The following is a 14997-nucleotide window of genomic DNA, read 5'->3' as shown; positions in this document are numbered from 1 at the left end:
CGCTGCGCGCGAAAGGGTGCGGGGGCTTTTCACCCGCCTGCCGACCTGCTTTAGGCGAGCGCATGGATTCCTCCCTGCTTTATTATGCCTGCGCCATCATCGCTGTCATCATTTCCGGACTCGCCAAGGGCGGGTTCGCGGGGATCGGATCGTTGGCGATGCCGATCATGGCGCTGGCGATTGATCCGGTGCGGGCAGCCGCGATCCTGTTGCCGATCCTGATATTGCAGGACGCGGTCAGCGTCTGGGCGTTCCGGCATAGCTGGGACCGGCATGTGCTGACCGTCATGCTGCCGGGCATGGCGATAGGCGTGTTGCTGGGCTATCTGTTCGCGGCGAAGGTGCCCGAAACCGCCGTTCTGGGCGTGTTGGGCGCGATTTCCGTTCTGTTCGGGCTGCAAAGGCTGTGGGTCGAGCGGGGCAGGGCCATCGTGCTGCCGTCCAACTCTCCCGCCTGGGTGGGGGTGCTGTTCGGCGTGGCGACGGGCTTCACCAGCCAGATCGCGCATGCGGGCGCGCCGCCCTTTCAGATGTGGGTGCTGCCCAAGCGCCTGCCGCGCGATGTGCTGGTGGGGACGACCGCCATCGCCTTTGCCGTGATGAACTGGATGAAGGTGCCCGCTTATGCCGCGCTGGGCGAGTTCACGCGAGCGAATCTGCTGGCGACGGCGATGCTGGCGCCGATTGCCATCGCGGCGACTTTCGCGGGCGTGGTGCTTGTGAAGAAGGTCGACCCGGCGCGTTTCTACACGCTGATCTATGTGCTGATGGTGCTGCTGGGCTTCAAGCTGATGGCGGACGCGATCCTTGCTTGAGGAAAGCGCGCCCGCCGGAATGATCAGTCCTTGCTGCGCTTCTTGCGGTGGGTGTCGAGGTCGAGCACGGTCGTATCCGCGCCTTCGGGCAGCAGGCCCAGACGGCGGGCGACTTCCTGATAGGCTTCGACTTCGCCGCCCAGGTCGCGGCGGAAACGATCCTTGTCCAGCTTCTCGCCCGTGGCCATGTCCCACAGGCGGCAGCCGTCCGGGCTGATTTCATCGGCCAGGATGATCCGGCTGAAGTCGCCGTCCCACAGACGGCCGAATTCCAGCTTGAAGTCGATCAGGCGGATGCCGATGGCGGCGAACAGGCCGCACATGAAATCGTTGATGCGGATCGCCATGTCGGCGATGTCGTGCATTTCTTCCTGCGTGGCCCAGCCGAAGCAGGCGATATGTTCTTCCGACACCAGCGGATCGCCGAGCGCGTCGTCCTTGTAGCAATATTCGATCAGGGTGCGGGGAAGCTGGGTGCCTTCCTCGATCCCCAGCTTCTTGCTGAGCGATCCGGCGGCGACGTTGCGGACCACGACTTCGATCGGCACGATTTCCACCTGCCGCACCAGCTGTTCGCGCATATTGAGGCGGCGGATGAAGTGCGTGGGCACGCCGATCTGGCCGAGCAGGGTGAAGATATGCTCGGAAATGCGGTTGTTGAGCACGCCCTTGCCGGTGATCGTGCCCTTTTTCTGCGCGTTGAAGGCGGTCGCGTCATCCTTGAAATATTGGATGATCGTGCCGGGCTCCGGCCCTTCGTAAAGGATCTTGGCCTTGCCTTCGTAGATCTGGCGGCGACGAGCCATGCGCGCTCCTGTCTTTCCTGAAAAAGAATCCGCCCCGGCAAACGCGAATCGAAGGGGATCAGCGGGTGCCGGGGCTGCTTGGGCCGCCCATAGACCAAAGCAGGCAGGGGTGCAATCGGCGTGCCGTCAGCCCCTACAGCACGTCGCCGAACATGAACCAGAGCAGCGCGATCCATGCGGCGAGGCCGATGACGCCAAGCAGGACGCCCGAACGCGCACGGAGCGCGGCGATCAGGCCGGTGGGTTCGTCCTCCATCTAGCTGGCGGGTTCCGCTTCGGATGTTTCGACATGGCCCTGCGCGTCCATCAGCAAGCCGGTGAAGGTTTCCCGCCACCAGCTTATGTCCTGCTTTTCCACGCTGTCCATCATCGCGCGCCAGCGTGCCTTCCGCTTTTCGAGCGACATGTCGAGCGCGCGGGTGATGGCGTCGGACATCTCCTCCGGGCTGTAGGGGTTGACGAGCAGCGCGCTTTTGAGTTGCAGCGCGGCGCCGGCAAAGCGGGAGAGGATGAGGACGCCGGGATCGTCCGGATCCTGCGCGGCCACATATTCCTTGGCGACAAGGTTCATGCCATCGCGCAGCGGCGTCACCAGGCCGATCCGGGCGGCGCGGTAGATGCCCGCAAGCTGGTCGCGCGGATAACCCTGGTTCACATAGCGGATCGGGGTCCAGTCGACATCGCTATATTCCCCGTTGATCCGCCCTGCCAGCGCATCCAGCGTGGCGCGGATCTGCTGATAGCTTTCCACCTCCCCGCGTGAGGGCGGGGCAATCTGGGCCAGCACGACCTTGCGGTGATGTTCGGGATGATCCTTGAGGAAGCGGGCATAGCCGTTGAAGCGTTCCTCCAACCCCTTGCTATAGTCGAGCCGGTCGACGCCGACGATCAGGGCGCGGTCTTGCAGGGAGGCGCGAACCTGCTTGTGCATCCGCTGCGCCGCTTCGCTGGCGGCGGCCTGCGCGAAGGCCTGCGCGTTGATGCCGATGGGACAGGCGACGGCCTGAATGGTGCGGTCGCCCAGCGTGACATAATCCCCCTTCACCGTGCCGCCCATTTCCTTTTCGACATAGTGGCGGAAGGATTCGAGCCATTCCTCGGTATGAAAGCCGATCACGTCATAGGCGAACAGGCTGCTTACCAGTTTGCTGTGATGGGGAAGGGAAACGAGCAGGCGCGTGGGCGGCCAGGGGATGTGGAGGAAGAAGCCCATCCGGTTCCGAAGGCCCCGGTCGCGGAACATCTGGCCCAGCGGGATGAGGTGATAATCCTGCACCCAGACGACATCCTCCGGCTCTATAAGCGGATTGGCGCAGTCGGCGAAGCGTTGATTGACGCGGTTATAACCCCCTTCGAAATCGCGCTCATACTCGGCGAGGTCGATGCGGAAGTGGAATAGCGGCCACAGCGTCCGGTTGGCGTATCCATTATAATATTCGTCGACATCCTGCTCTTCGAGGTCGATGGTCGCGGTCTTGACGCCGTCATATTCCGCAAAGCCGATCTGGCCGGAAAAATGGTCCGTCACCTCGCCCGACCATCCGAACCAGATGCCGCGGCTTTCCCGCAGGGCTTGCGACAAAGCGACGGCAAGCCCGCCCTGATTGCCCGACTTGCCAGGACGGCTCACCCGGTTGGATATGACGATCAAACGGCTCATTGCAGGCGTCTCATCGCATCACACTCCATGGTTTGCTCAGCAGCACGGCGCAGTTGATGATGCCGACCAATGAGTATGTTTGGGGATAATTGCCCCACAATTCCCCGGTCGCGGGGTCGATATCTTCGGACAGCAGCCCGGCGGCGGTGCGGCGGGACAGCATTTCTTCAAACAGCTCGCGGGCTTCCTCGACACGGCCGGCGTGGTGCAGCGCCTCGATCAGCCAGAAGGTGCAGACGTTGAAGGCGGTGACGGGCTCCCCGAAATCGTCGGGCGCGCTGTAGCGCAACATGTTGTTGCCGCGCCGCAGGTCCGCTTCCAGCGCGGCGAGCGTGCCGAGGAAATGGGGATCGTCCGCTTTCAGGAAACGCAGGTCGAGAAGCTGGAGCAGCGATGCGTCGCGCGCGTCATCTTCGAAATTGGCGGAGATGGCCTTGCTTTCCGGGCGCCATGCCGCTTCGAGGATACGCTCCTTCATGGCTTCGGCCCGGGTTCGCCAATGCACGGCGCGCAGCGGCAGGCCGAGCGCGTCGGCGGCATGGGCCAGCCGGTCGCAGGCCGCCCAGCACATGACCGCGCTGTAACTATGGACATGGCTGCGGGTGCGTAACTCCCACAAACCCGCGTCAGGCTGATCATAAACCTGCCAGGCGCGTTCGCCCACCGCCTCCAGCGATTCGAAATCGGAATGACCCGCCATGCGAAGCAGGCGCTGGTCGATGAACCCCTGGACCGATGACAACACGATCTGGCCATAGGCATCATGCTGGATCTGTGCATAGGCGGCGTTGCCGACGCGGACCGGACCCATGCCCCGATAGCCGGGCAGATTGGCGGCCTCCCATTCCGTCAGCGTGGCGTTGCCGCGCACGTCGTAGAGCGGTTGAATATGCCCGCCGCGCGCATTGTCCACGATGTTGCGGAGATAGACGAGATAGCTTTCCAACACGTCGAGCGCGCCCAGCCGATTGAGCGCCTCAACCGTATAATAGGCGTCCCTGATCCAGCAGTAGCGATAATCCCAGTTGCGGCCGGAATCGGCATGTTCGGGGATGCTGGTGGTCAGCGCCGCCACGATCGCGCCGGTTTCTTCATGCTGGCAGAGTTTCAATGTGATGGCGGAACGGATGACGGCTTCCTGCCATTCGGCGGGAATCGCGAGGCCGCGCACCCAGACCTGCCATTCATGCACCGTATCGTCGAGCATCCGTTCAAGGGCGGGACGCAGGGCATCGGAAAAGCTTTCATCCGGTCCCATGAAGAAATGCATGTCATGTTCGAGCCGGAACCAGCTTTCCTGGCTGATGAGGCCGATGGGCGCGTTGGTCGATATACGCATCGCCATATAGGACAGCACGACGCGGATATGGTTCGAGCCATAGCTGATCGGCACGGCTTCCGAATGCCAGCTTGTCGTCGGGCGCAGGCGCACGCGAATACGGGGCGATCCGGCCACAGGCCGCACCACGCGGGCGAAGGCGACGGGCCGATACATGCGCCCCTGATGCCGGTAGCGCGGGCAGAAATCATAGGTTTCGACGGCATTGCCCTGCGCGTCGCTTTGCCGCGTCACCAATATCGGGGTGTTGCGGACATAACGCTGTTCGACCTGGATGCAGCCTTCCAGCTCGATAGCCCAGAAGCCGCGCGCTTCCGGGCTATCCCATGGCTTGTCGTCCAGCAGGGCGGAAAAGACGGGATCGCCGTCCACGCGCGGAACGCAGGCCCAGACCATGCGGCCAGCCCGATCGATCAGGGCGGATGCCTGACAATTTCCGATAGGCCACAGGTCGAGCGTCCGCCCGTTTCCGCCCAGAAGAGTGTCGTTATGCTCGACGATCGGTCTGCCCCCTTATCCTGTTTCCTGCACGAAAAAGGGGTGGTCGGTTCAGGCCGACACCCCTTGGGCCAGATAATGCCTGACGGCCGCTACCTGTTCCAGGGAAAAGCCCGCCTGCGTTTCGCGCGGCGTTCCCACCAATATGCCATGGCCGCCCAGCGCGACGGCGGCGGCGAAGCCTTCCTCATCGGTCACATCGTCGCCGATGAAGAGGGGCTTGCCGCCCTGCATCGGGGTGCGGGACATGAGGACATGGACGGCGCTGCCCTTGTCCGCGCCGCCGGGGCGCAGTTCGAACAGCATTTTGCCGGGCTGAAGCTGAAGCCCGTGCCGTTCCGCCAGAACGGTCGCCAGATCGCCCGCTTGCCGCCCCCATTGCGGCGCGCCCCGGAAATGGAGCCCGACGCTGATCGACTTGCGTTCGACCAGCAGGCCGGGCTTGTCGTCGGCAAAGGCGTGAAAGGCTGCTTCCGCCGCATCGACGGCGGCGGGGCGGGGCGGGGCATCCACCGGAGCGTCAGGCTGCGCGAACTCCAGGCCGTGCGTTCCTGCGAGCAGGAATGCGGAAAAGCCAAGCTCGCGCAAGGTGGCGACCGATCGGCCGCTCACGATGGCAAGGCGGCCGTCGAGCCTGTCGCGCAGCTGGCCGAGCAGGTGGAGCAGATCCTTATCGACCACCACGCCATCGGGCGTATCCGCGATCGGCGCCAGTGTCCCGTCGAAATCGAGAAAGAGGGACGCGCCATCCAGCAGAGCGGATGGAGGCGAAGGAAGCGGATGGGCGGAAAGAGCGGAATGAGGCACCCCCTGAACGTGACGCATTGGCCGGATTTCGCAACCCCTCATTTGCTGCAACTGCACAATTCATGCGTCGGGACGGGCATGTCGGGCGTCATGCGGAAAAGCGTTCCCCATCGCTTCCCGGCTTGCTATTCGGCTTCATAATGACTGACTTTCGCGATCCGTTCGACGCCATCAAGGACCATCCTTTCGACGATGCGCTGTCGCAGCGCTATCTGGTCTATGCCCTTTCCACGATCACCGCGCGGTCGCTGCCGGACCTGCGCGACGGGTTGAAGCCGGTGCATCGGCGGCTGCTCTGGGCGATGCGGCTGCTCAAGATGGAGCCGGGGGGCGCTTCGCCCGAGGTGCTGATGGCCAATCCGGCGCGCAACACGACCGGATACAAGAAATGCGCCCGCGTCGTGGGCGACGTCATCGGCAAATATCACCCGCATGGCGACGCGTCGGTCTATGATGCGATGGTGCGTCTGGCGCAGGACTTTTCGCTCCGCACGCCGCTGGTCGACGGGCAGGGGAATTTCGGCAATATCGATGGCGATAATGCCGCGGCGATGCGCTATACCGAGGCGCGGCTGACACAGGCGGCCGCCGATCTGATGGCGGGCCTGGACGAAGGCACGGTCGAGTTCCGCCCAACCTATAATGGCGAGGATGAGGAGCCCGAGGTCTTTCCCGGCCTGTTCCCCAACCTGCTCGCCAATGGCGCGAGCGGCATCGCGGTCGGCATGGCGACCAGCATCCCCCCGCATAATGTCGCGGAACTGATCGACGCCGCCACGCTGCTGATCGACAATCCGGAGGCCGATCATGCCGCCCTGATGGAGATCGTGAAGGGACCGGACTTCCCGACCGGCGGCGTGCTGGTGGACAACCCCTCCATCATATCAGAGGCCTATGCGACGGGGCGCGGTGCGTTCCGCACAAGGGCGCGCTGGCACAAGGAAGAGGGCGGGCGCGGCACATGGATCGCCATCGTCACGCAAATCCCTTTCCAGGTGCAGAAATCCAAGCTGATCGAGCAGATCGCGGCGCTCATCAATGACAGGAAGCTGCCGATCCTGGCCGATGTGCGGGACGAGAGCGACACGGAAATCCGCATCGTCATCGAACCGCGCGCCCGCACGGTCGATCCCGATGTGCTGATGGACAGCCTGTTCCGGCTGACCGACCTTGAGAACCGTTTCAGCCTGAACCTTAATGTGCTGGACGCCAGCCGAACCCCGCGCGTCATGGGCCTGCGCGAGGTGATGGTCGAATGGCTGCGGCACCAGATCGACGTGCTGGTGAAGCGCGCGCAGCACCGGCTGGACAAGATCGCGGCGCGGCTGGAACTGGTCGATGGCTATATCATCGCCTATCTCAACCTCGACCGGGTGATCGAGATCATCCGCACCGAGGATGAGCCCAAAGCGGTGATGATGGAGGAGTTCCAGCTTACCGACCGGCAGGCGGAAGCGATCCTCAACATGCGGCTGCGCTCCCTGCGGAAGCTGGAGGAGATGGAACTGCGGCGCGAGCATGGCGAATTGCTGAAAGAGCGCGAGGAGCTGACGAAGCTGGTCGAAAGTCCGGCGCGGCAGCGCACGCGCCTGAAAAAGGATCTGGCGGATCTGCGGAAACGCTATTCGCCCGACAGCGAGATCGGCAGGCGGCGCAGTCTGGTCGAGGAAGCCGCCCCGGCGCGCGAAATCCCGCTAGAGGCGATGATCGAACGCGAGCCGATCACGGTCATCCTGTCCGAACGCGGCTGGATCAGGGCGATGAGCGGGCATCGCGACCTGGCTTCGGCCGATACGCTGAAGTTCAAGGAAGGCGACGGTCCGATGATCGCCTTTCACGCCCACACGACCGATAAGCTGCTGTTGGCGACGGAGACGGGGCGCATCTACACGCTGGGCGCGGACAAGCTGCCGGGCGGGCGCGGTTTCGGCGATCCGGTGCGGATGATGGTCGACATGGACAATGAAGGCGGCATCGTCGCCCTGTTGCCTGCGCGGACGGGCGGCGAATTGCTGCTGGCCGCGTCGGACGGGCGCGGCTTCGTCGCGGCGATGGGCGACGTGATCGCGGAAACGCGCAAGGGCAAGCAGGTGGTGAACGTTCGCGCCGAAGCGAAGCTGGCGGTCGTCCATCCGATTTCGCCGGAAGCGGACAGCGTGGCGGTGATCGGCGAAAATCGCAAACTGCTGGTCTATTCGCTGACCGAAATGCCGCGCATGGCGCGTGGACAGGGCGTGCAGATGCAACGCTATCGCGATGGAGGGCTTTCCGACGCCATTGCATTCCGCTTCACCGATGGCCTCAGCTGGGCCATGGGCGGCGATACCGGGCGCACCCGCACCGAAGCGGACATGACGCCATGGCGCGTAGCCAGAGGCGCCGCCGGGCGGATGCCGCCCACCGGCTTTCCCCGTGACAATCGATTTTGACCTGAAAAGCTAAACGCGTTTCCAGAAAATTTACCGTTTCGTCTTACGCCGCAAATCATGTCGGTTCGAAGCGGCCTTTCAGACAAGTCCGGAAACGCACCTGTGCGTGCGCGTGATGCGTCGCAAGCTGAACAGATCATCGACACGGGGCAATGGCTGGCCGCCCTTGCCCACCATGCCGCCATTTTGACTCATGTGGACGGCGAATTGACCGTCGTTCGCACGAACAAGACCTTTGCCGAGGCATTTCCCCTCGCAACGCCACAAGACAGCCAGGGCAAGAAAGTGTCCGGCGAATGGGCCAAAAAGGTCATGCGCTTCATAACATCGAAACGCGATGTCGAGAGTTTCGAGTTGCGCCGGGACGGATCATTGGGTCCGGAATATTTCCTGTGCATGATCGGGAACCTGCCATGCGCGAGCGATGGCGCGCCGCAATATCTCTTTACGGCGGTGGATTGCACGCGCGAACGCAGCGTCGAGAAAAGCCTGCGCCGCGAACTGTTGTCCGACGGATTGACGGCGCTGCCGAACCGCGCGGGATTCGGCGAGGAAATCGACGATCGCATCTGTCATTCGACCTGGCCTGAAAACGCGCAGTTCGGGATCATCGCGATCGACCTTGCCCGGTTCAGCCGCGTCAATGAATCGCTGGGCCCGATGGCAGGCGACGAATTGCTCATCACGGTCGCCAAGCGGTTCAAATCCTGCCTGCGACAGGGCGATGTGCTGGCACGGATCGGCGGCAATGACTTTGCAATCTTTGCCCGACTTAACAATGGATTGTCTGATGCTCTTCAGATCGTTCAACGGATAAACGACGCACTCAGCGCCCCCATCCGCCTCAGCGGGTTGCAGATACGGGTGGATTGCGCGATCGGCTGCGCCATTTCCGCAGGGCTGGACGAAGACCCCGACGATGTCATCCGCAAGGCTCAGGCTGCGGTCAAGATCGCCAAGCGAAGCGGCAAGGTCGAAATCTACCGCAATGGCGTGCTCAAGGAAGCGCAGCGGCGCTTCACGCTGGAAAGCAAGTTGCGCGATGCGCTGGCGCAGGGCGGGCTCACGCTGGCGTTCCAGCCGCTCATTCATTTGCAAACGGGAGAGATCACCGGCTTTGAGGCCCTGGCGCGCTGGCATGACCCGGAACTGGGCCATGTTTCGCCGGTCGAGTTCATCGCGGTGGCCGAAGAAAGCGGGCTGATCGCGCCGCTGGGGCGCTGGGCGACCTACGAGGCAACCCAGACGCTGAGCCGCTGGGACGCCAAATTCGGCGGACCCTTGCCGGTCGGCGTGAACGTGAACCTCTCGCCGATCCATATGGCGCGCGATGACGTGGCATCCATGTTCGAGGAGGCGCTGCGCTATTCGGGGGTGGAGGGCAAGCGGCTGACCGCCGAAATCACCGAGAGCGCAATCGTGGCGGACCCGGACAAGGCTCGCAAGCTCCTGTTTGCGCTCAAGGATTTGCAAATGCCGATCGCCATGGACGATTTCGGCACCGGCTATTCCAACCTGGCAAGCCTGCACAGCCTGCCGATCGACATATTGAAGATCGACCGCAGCTTCGTCTTTTCGATGCTGGAGGATCGCGACAAGGCGGTAATCGTGCGGACAATCCTGTCGCTGGCCGAATCGCTGGGCCTGCATGTGACGGCCGAGGGGATCGAAACGCAGGAACTGGCGCTGGAACTGCAACGCATGGGATGCTGGCAGGGGCAGGGCTATTATTTCGCCAGGCCGATGAACGAGGCCGATGCTTTCGATTATTGGCGCGCGCGCTGGAACTTCGAAACGGTCTGATCCGCGATCTCCGCGACGCGGGCGGCGTCGGGAAAGCCTTCCGCCACCCAGATTTCCTGCACTTCACCCAAAGCTTTCGCCACGTCCGGCCCCGGCGTGAGGCCACGCGCGATCAATGCGCCGCCGCCGATGGGCAAGCGGGGCGGCGTCCATGCGTCGAGCGTGGAAAGGCCGGACAATGGCGCGGAACAATCGAGGAGGATGCGATCCGTCGCGCCTTCCACCCCGATGCGCCAGGCAAGTGTGCGTGGGGGCAGGTCGCCCGGCATGGCCTCCAGCGCGGTGACGAGCCGCTTGCGCGCCTTGTTGGAGAGCTTGAGCCGCGCGCCCACGGCATTGGCCGTTGAGGCATTGGCGGGCAGCAATGCGGCCAGTCGGCGCAACGATGCGGGATCGATTGCCGAAGCCGCTTCCCGTTCAATGAGGGTTGCGAGCCGTTCCACCCCCGCCACGTCGATTTCCGGCAGGACAGGATGCAATATGCCGCCCTCCACCATCAGGCGCAGGGCATGGATGGGCGCATCCACCGCCAGCAGCTTCAATAACTCATCGGCTATGCGTTCGCGCGACAGGGCCATCAGGCTGTTGGCAGCCGCCTTGCATGCGGCATAGGCCTCCGCATCGGGCGTTTCCTGACCGAAGCGGGCCAGAAAACGAAAATAGCGCAGGATACGGAGATGGTCTTCCGCGATGCGCGCGGAGGCATCGCCGATGAAGCGCACCCGCCGCGCCTCCAGATCGGAGACACCGCCGAAAAAGTCGCTGATCTCGCCGGTCAGCGGATCAGCGTAAAGAGCGTTGATCGTGAAGTCGCGCCGGGCTGCATCCTCGCGCCAGTCGTCGGTATAGGCGATGGTGGCGCGGCGGCCGTCCGTGCTGACGTCATGGCGCAATGTCGTGATCTCGACCGGGCCGCCTGCCGTTACCGCCGTGACGGTGCCATGGTCGATGCCGGTCGGCACGCCTTTGATCCCCGCCGCTTTCAGCCGGTCCATGACCTCCTGCGGGGAAAGCGTCGTCGCAATGTCCAGATCGTTCACCGGCAGGCCGAGCAGGCTGTCGCGCACTGCCCCGCCGACGAAGCGGGCGTGACCCCGATCCGCTTCGAGCGCGGCAAGCAGGCCGTGGAGGCCCTGTCGATGACGCCATGGCGCGTCAGGCAGCGATGCGGTCATAACCCAACCTGCGCGAAAGATTGGCAAGGATCGCGGCCGTGACGCCCCAGATGCGGCGATCTTGCCAGAATATTTCATAATAATGCCGTTCAACACCTTCAAAAATCATGGATTTATGAACGCGATTTGTCGGGTCGAGGGCGAAGGCGAGCGGAAGTTCGAACCAGTCGTCCACCTCGCTTTGTTGCGGGACGAGCGGCAGGTCGGGGGGAATGACGCCCAGCACCGGCACGATGTCGAAGCCGGTGAAGGTGTGATAACGGTCGGAAATGCCGATGATCTGGACCCGGTCAGGCGGCAGGCCGATTTCCTCCCGGGCTTCCCGCAGGGCGCCGGCGATTTCGTCCGGATCGCTTTCGTCCACCCGACCGCCGGGAAAAGCGACCTGCCCCGGATGCTTGCGGAGCGAAGATGATCGTTGCGTCAGGATGAGGCCCGGTTCCGGGCGCTCGGTGATCGCCACCAGCACGGCGGCGGGGGCCAGCACGATGTCGCTGTCGATGCGTGGGTCGTGCGTATCGGCGGGCAGTAGGGCGTTTCCTTCCCTATGCCCTTCGATCAGGGCTGCGCGCAGGCGTTCGGACAATGTCATGCCGCATCCTCCAGCGGGAAGAATGTGCCGTTGCTCCACAGGCCGATCTGCTCGCCGCCTTCATCGAGGGCCATGTTCGCCAGTTCATAATAGACGCTGCGCGCGACCAGCGCCTCCATGCCGCCACGAACATGGAGATAGGGATGAGGGCCATTGTCGCCATTCCGCACGGTCAGGGCATTGTCCGGCCCGGCCGTCACCAGATCCCCGGTGTTGAGGCGGAAGGCGAGGGCGCGGTCCTGCCCTTCGCCTTCGCTTTTCAGTTCCATCGCGACGAAGGGCGCATCCTCCACTTCGATGGAAAGCTTTTCCACCGGCGTCACCAGGACATAGGAGCCGTCCGGCTCACGGCGCAGGATGGTGGAGAAAAGACGCACCATGGCTTCGCGGCCGATAGGCGATCCCTGATGAAACCAGGTGCCGTCGCGCGCGATCCGCATGTCGCTGTCGCCGCAATGGCCCGGATTCCATTGCTCGACCGGCGGCAGGCGCTTTGCGGCCAGCAGCCGGGCGATTTCGGTCAGTGACAGGCTGGCAAGATCGGGCGGCGGTTCCATCGGCATGGGGCCGAGATAGGGTGAGCCGCGCCCGAAGGCAAAAGGGAAATCAGCCCGCCACCGCAATTCGAGGGCTGAGCATCCCCTTGCCGCCAATCGTTCGTCCATCGACGGACAATGCGAGCAACCGCCGTGGCTCGAACGGGCCAGGTGCGTCCCATTCCCCGGTGCATTCCGCGGAAAAACCCCAGAAGCGGCCATAATATTCCGGGTCGCCGATCATCATCAGCGGTTCGGTCGCATGGGCGCGGGCAGCGGCCACCGCCGCGTCCATCATCGTCTGGCCATGACCGGTGCGCTGGATGGAAGGGGCGACCGCCACCGGCCCCACCATGATGAGCGGCGTTTGCGTGCCGTCTCCATGGGTGAGGGCCACCGGCCAGCTTTGCAGCGATCCGATCAGCGTGCCTTCTTCATCCACCATGCCGAAAGACAAGGCCGGGAGCCATGGCATCCCGTCCCGGATCAAATAGGCGGTGCGTCCGTGCCGGTCAGTGCCGAACGCCGCGTCCAGCAAGCGCTCGATCGCGTGTTCGGGCACAAGATTCAGGGGCACCAGTGATGACACGTCTTGCCGATCCGCCGTCAATGGCGCATGGACCGCGCCGGGAAGCGGCGGGCTTTAGCGCCTGCCGCGTAAATTGAAAGTGTAAACTGGTTCGTGCCGGCAGGTCCGGTGCGGCCCGATATGGCGAGCTATGGATACCCCATTTGACGATTTTCTGACGCTGGAGGTCAATAATCTGCACGTCGACGTGCTGACCGGCATCTATTCGGAAGAGACGCACCTGCCTCAGCCGTTGCGGATTTCCATCCGTGCCCAGCTCAAGATCGCGGACCATTATGAGCCGGATACGCCGCTGAGCCGGTCGAAAAACTATATGGACCTTAAACATGCGGCAACCGCGGCTCTGCCCGAAGGCCAGCATTTCACGCTGATCGAAGCGGTGGCGGACCATATCGTCGACACCATCTTCCTTCAGGACGACAGGGTCAGCCATGTCCAGGTGAAGATCGTGAAGCTGGCGCTGAGCGAGCGGGGCGAGGAAATCGGCATCACGCTAGGCCGCGGTCGCAAATAGGCGAGAGCCTATTTCTCTATCAAGCCGATCTCCATCAGCCGTTCCGTCAGATAAGCATTTGCGCTGATCGGCGGATCGCGGCGAGGATTGTTCTCGCTGACGCATTGTGGCAGCGCGTCGATGATGAAATCAGGCCGCAGGTGCAGGAAGAAAGGCATGGAATAGCGCGGATAACCGCGCCGATCCGGCGGTGGATTGACCACGCGGTGGCTGGTCGAAGGCAGGACGTGATTGGTCAGCCTTTGCAGCATATCGCCCACATTGATGACCAGCGCGCCGGGTGGCGGCACCACAGGCAGCCAGTTCCCGTCGCGATCCTTCAACTCCAGCCCGCCTTCTTCCGCGCCGAGCAACAGGGTGATGAGGTTGATGTCCTCATGCGCGCCCGCGCGAATGCCGGGGGCTTGCGGGGAAACGGGGGGATAATGGAGCAAGCGCAGGATCGAATTGCCGTTTCGGATGGCGCCGTCGAACCAGCCTGCCTCCAATCCCAGATACAGGGCGATGGCCGATAGCAGTTCGGCGCCCACACGGTCGAACTCCGCGAAAAGCTGCGTGAATATGGGGCGGAAACCGGGCAGTTCGTCAGGCCAGATGTTGGGCGGCATGGTTCGTCCGAGCGGGTCGCCCGCCGGCAGGTCGCGCCCGACATGCCAGAATTCCTTAAGGTCGTTTTCGCGCGCATCCTTGGCGATTTCCCGCCCGAACGCGGTATAGCCGCGCTGCCCGCCATTGGCGCGCGCATCGTAACGGGACTTTGCCGCATCCGGCATCGCGAAGAACTGGCGGGTCAGCATCCAACCCCTCTCGATCAGCGCCGGGTCCATGCCATGATCGCCTATCATCGCAAAGCCGAACTGCTGGAAGGACGCGCCAAAAGCCATGGCAAAGGCGGGTTTGTCCATGGCCGTCATCGAGAGCAAAGGCATTTGATCCAGCACGGATTGAGTCACGCCATCACCTCGCTTGCCCGAATGTCATCCGGTCCTTGATCGTCCTTTGCCGCTCATGCAAGGAGGGAGCATGAATTATTGGCTGATGAAATCCGAACCCGATGTCTTTTCCTACGATGACCTGGTCGAAAAAGGGAAAGCGGAATGGGACGGCGTGCGTAACCATGCGGCAAAGCTGCACATGATGGCGATGAAGAAGGGGGATCTGGCCTTCTTCTATCACAGCAATATCGGCGTCGAAGCCGTCGGGGTGATGGAGATTGTGGAGGAGGCCGCGCCCGACAGCACGGACGAGACGGGGAAATGGGTCGCCGTCCATGTGGCCCCCAAGGAAAAGCTGGCCAAGCCGGTGACGCTCAAGGCCATGAAAACCGATTCGGCGCTGTCCGACATGGTGATGTTGCGTCAATCGCGCCTGTCGGTGTCCCCGCTCAGCAAGGCGGAGTTCCAGCATATCCTTGCCATGTCAAAGGCTTGATCT

Annotated in this window: 15 protein-coding genes; 5 read left to right on the top strand and 10 right to left on the bottom strand. The window is 63.2% G+C overall.

The window, feature by feature from the left end:
- The first annotated feature begins 62 nt into the window (after window positions 1-62).
- Window positions 63-815: a sulfite exporter TauE/SafE family protein gene (locus ATN00_RS14455; protein WP_062065948.1), complete on the top strand. Its 753-nt coding sequence runs from the start codon at window positions 63-65 to the stop codon at window positions 813-815.
- Window positions 816-838: 23 nt separating this feature from the next.
- Here ATN00_RS14455 and purC read toward each other — a convergent pair whose 3' ends face one another.
- The 5 genes from purC to otsB form a co-directional block, all read right to left on the bottom strand.
- Entirely contained in the window at window positions 839-1621 is a 783-nt protein-coding gene (purC, locus tag ATN00_RS14450; RefSeq protein ID WP_062065946.1) for a phosphoribosylaminoimidazolesuccinocarboxamide synthase, read from the bottom strand.
- A gap of 133 nt (window positions 1622-1754) precedes the next feature.
- Entirely contained in the window at window positions 1755-1877 is a 123-nt protein-coding gene (locus ATN00_RS24220; protein WP_257541942.1) for a hypothetical protein, read from the bottom strand.
- On the bottom strand, window positions 1878-3281 hold the full coding sequence (otsA, locus tag ATN00_RS14445; RefSeq protein ID WP_062065943.1) for an alpha,alpha-trehalose-phosphate synthase (UDP-forming): 1404 nt from the start codon (window positions 3279-3281) through the stop codon (window positions 1878-1880). It lies immediately after the preceding gene.
- Window positions 3282-3291: 10 nt separating this feature from the next.
- On the bottom strand, window positions 3292-5070 hold the full coding sequence (locus ATN00_RS14440) for a glycoside hydrolase family 15 protein (protein WP_257720666.1): 1779 nt from the start codon (window positions 5068-5070) through the stop codon (window positions 3292-3294).
- 99 nt (window positions 5071-5169) lie between these two features.
- On the bottom strand, window positions 5170-5925 hold the full coding sequence (otsB, locus tag ATN00_RS14435) for a trehalose-phosphatase (protein ID WP_062068849.1): 756 nt from the start codon (window positions 5923-5925) through the stop codon (window positions 5170-5172).
- Window positions 5926-6065: 140 nt separating this feature from the next.
- On the opposite strand from otsB, the gene parC reads away from it, so the two are divergent.
- Both parC and ATN00_RS14425 read left to right on the top strand, forming a co-directional pair.
- On the top strand, window positions 6066-8354 hold the full coding sequence (parC, locus tag ATN00_RS14430; protein ID WP_062068847.1) for a DNA topoisomerase IV subunit A: 2289 nt from the start codon (window positions 6066-6068) through the stop codon (window positions 8352-8354).
- A gap of 57 nt (window positions 8355-8411) precedes the next feature.
- Window positions 8412-10157, top strand: coding sequence for a putative bifunctional diguanylate cyclase/phosphodiesterase (locus ATN00_RS14425; RefSeq protein WP_062065937.1), 1746 nt, complete (start codon window positions 8412-8414; stop codon window positions 10155-10157).
- Here ATN00_RS14425 and ATN00_RS14420 read toward each other — a convergent pair.
- From ATN00_RS14420 to ATN00_RS14405, 4 genes are read right to left on the bottom strand one after another with little or no spacing between them, the layout of a single operon-like run.
- Window positions 10121-11332, bottom strand: a complete 1212-nt coding sequence (locus ATN00_RS14420; RefSeq protein WP_062065934.1) for a CCA tRNA nucleotidyltransferase — start codon at window positions 11330-11332, stop codon at window positions 10121-10123. The genes ATN00_RS14425 and ATN00_RS14420 overlap by 37 nt on opposite strands.
- Complete coding sequence (locus ATN00_RS14415) at window positions 11313-11924, bottom strand: CoA pyrophosphatase (protein ID WP_062065931.1); 612 nt, start codon at window positions 11922-11924, stop codon at window positions 11313-11315. Before ATN00_RS14415 ends, ATN00_RS14420 begins: the two co-directional genes overlap by 20 nt.
- A complete protein-coding gene (locus ATN00_RS14410; RefSeq protein WP_062068845.1) occupies window positions 11921-12487 on the bottom strand; it encodes a DUF1285 domain-containing protein in 567 nt (188 codons plus the stop codon). Before ATN00_RS14410 ends, ATN00_RS14415 begins: the two co-directional genes overlap by 4 nt.
- A gap of 43 nt (window positions 12488-12530) precedes the next feature.
- The gene (locus tag ATN00_RS14405; protein ID WP_373886198.1) at window positions 12531-13040 is read right to left on the bottom strand and encodes a GNAT family N-acetyltransferase; all 510 of its coding nucleotides are present in this window, start codon (window positions 13038-13040) and stop codon (window positions 12531-12533) included.
- A gap of 139 nt (window positions 13041-13179) precedes the next feature.
- On the opposite strand from ATN00_RS14405, the gene ATN00_RS14400 reads away from it, so the two are divergent.
- Window positions 13180-13563 carry a dihydroneopterin aldolase gene (locus tag ATN00_RS14400; RefSeq protein ID WP_062065928.1) on the top strand — a complete coding sequence of 128 codons (384 nt, stop codon included), beginning with the start codon at window positions 13180-13182 and terminating at the stop codon, window positions 13561-13563.
- A gap of 8 nt (window positions 13564-13571) precedes the next feature.
- Here ATN00_RS14400 and ATN00_RS14395 read toward each other — a convergent pair whose 3' ends face one another.
- Window positions 13572-14516: an isopenicillin N synthase family dioxygenase gene (locus ATN00_RS14395; RefSeq protein ID WP_062065925.1), complete on the bottom strand. Its 945-nt coding sequence runs from the start codon at window positions 14514-14516 to the stop codon at window positions 13572-13574.
- A gap of 70 nt (window positions 14517-14586) precedes the next feature.
- Here ATN00_RS14395 and ATN00_RS14390 point away from each other — a divergent pair, with 70 nt between their 5' ends.
- Window positions 14587-14994 (top strand): EVE domain-containing protein, encoded by a 408-nt coding sequence (locus tag ATN00_RS14390; protein WP_062065922.1) that lies wholly within the window; start codon window positions 14587-14589, stop codon window positions 14992-14994.
- Window positions 14995-14997 lie beyond the last annotated feature (3 nt).

This window comes from Sphingobium baderi, from assembly GCF_001456115.1.
Taxonomy (GTDB): Bacteria; Pseudomonadota; Alphaproteobacteria; order Sphingomonadales; family Sphingomonadaceae; genus Sphingobium; species Sphingobium baderi_A.
This window is presented reverse-complemented; position numbering and strand designations above follow the sequence as displayed.

Bases quoted from the DNA above. Each gene is read 5' to 3' on its own strand.
- ATN00_RS14455 (WP_062065948.1), top strand. From the start codon at position 63: ATGGATTCCTCCCTGCTTTATTATGCCTGCGCCATCATCGCTGTCATC.
- purC (WP_062065946.1), bottom strand. From the start codon at position 1,621: ATGGCTCGTCGCCGCCAGATCTACGAAGGCAAGGCCAAGATCCTTTAC.
- ATN00_RS24220 (WP_257541942.1), bottom strand. From the start codon at position 1,877: ATGGAGGACGAACCCACCGGCCTGATCGCCGCGCTCCGTGCGCGTTCG.
- otsA (WP_062065943.1), bottom strand. From the start codon at position 3,281: ATGAGCCGTTTGATCGTCATATCCAACCGGGTGAGCCGTCCTGGCAAG.
- parC (WP_062068847.1), top strand. From the start codon at position 6,066: ATGACTGACTTTCGCGATCCGTTCGACGCCATCAAGGACCATCCTTTC.
- ATN00_RS14425 (WP_062065937.1), top strand. From the start codon at position 8,412: ATGTCGGTTCGAAGCGGCCTTTCAGACAAGTCCGGAAACGCACCTGTG.
- ATN00_RS14420 (WP_062065934.1), bottom strand. From the start codon at position 11,332: ATGACCGCATCGCTGCCTGACGCGCCATGGCGTCATCGACAGGGCCTC.
- ATN00_RS14415 (WP_062065931.1), bottom strand. From the start codon at position 11,924: ATGACATTGTCCGAACGCCTGCGCGCAGCCCTGATCGAAGGGCATAGG.
- ATN00_RS14410 (WP_062068845.1), bottom strand. From the start codon at position 12,487: ATGCCGATGGAACCGCCGCCCGATCTTGCCAGCCTGTCACTGACCGAA.
- ATN00_RS14400 (WP_062065928.1), top strand. From the start codon at position 13,180: ATGGATACCCCATTTGACGATTTTCTGACGCTGGAGGTCAATAATCTG.
- ATN00_RS14390 (WP_062065922.1), top strand. From the start codon at position 14,587: ATGAATTATTGGCTGATGAAATCCGAACCCGATGTCTTTTCCTACGAT.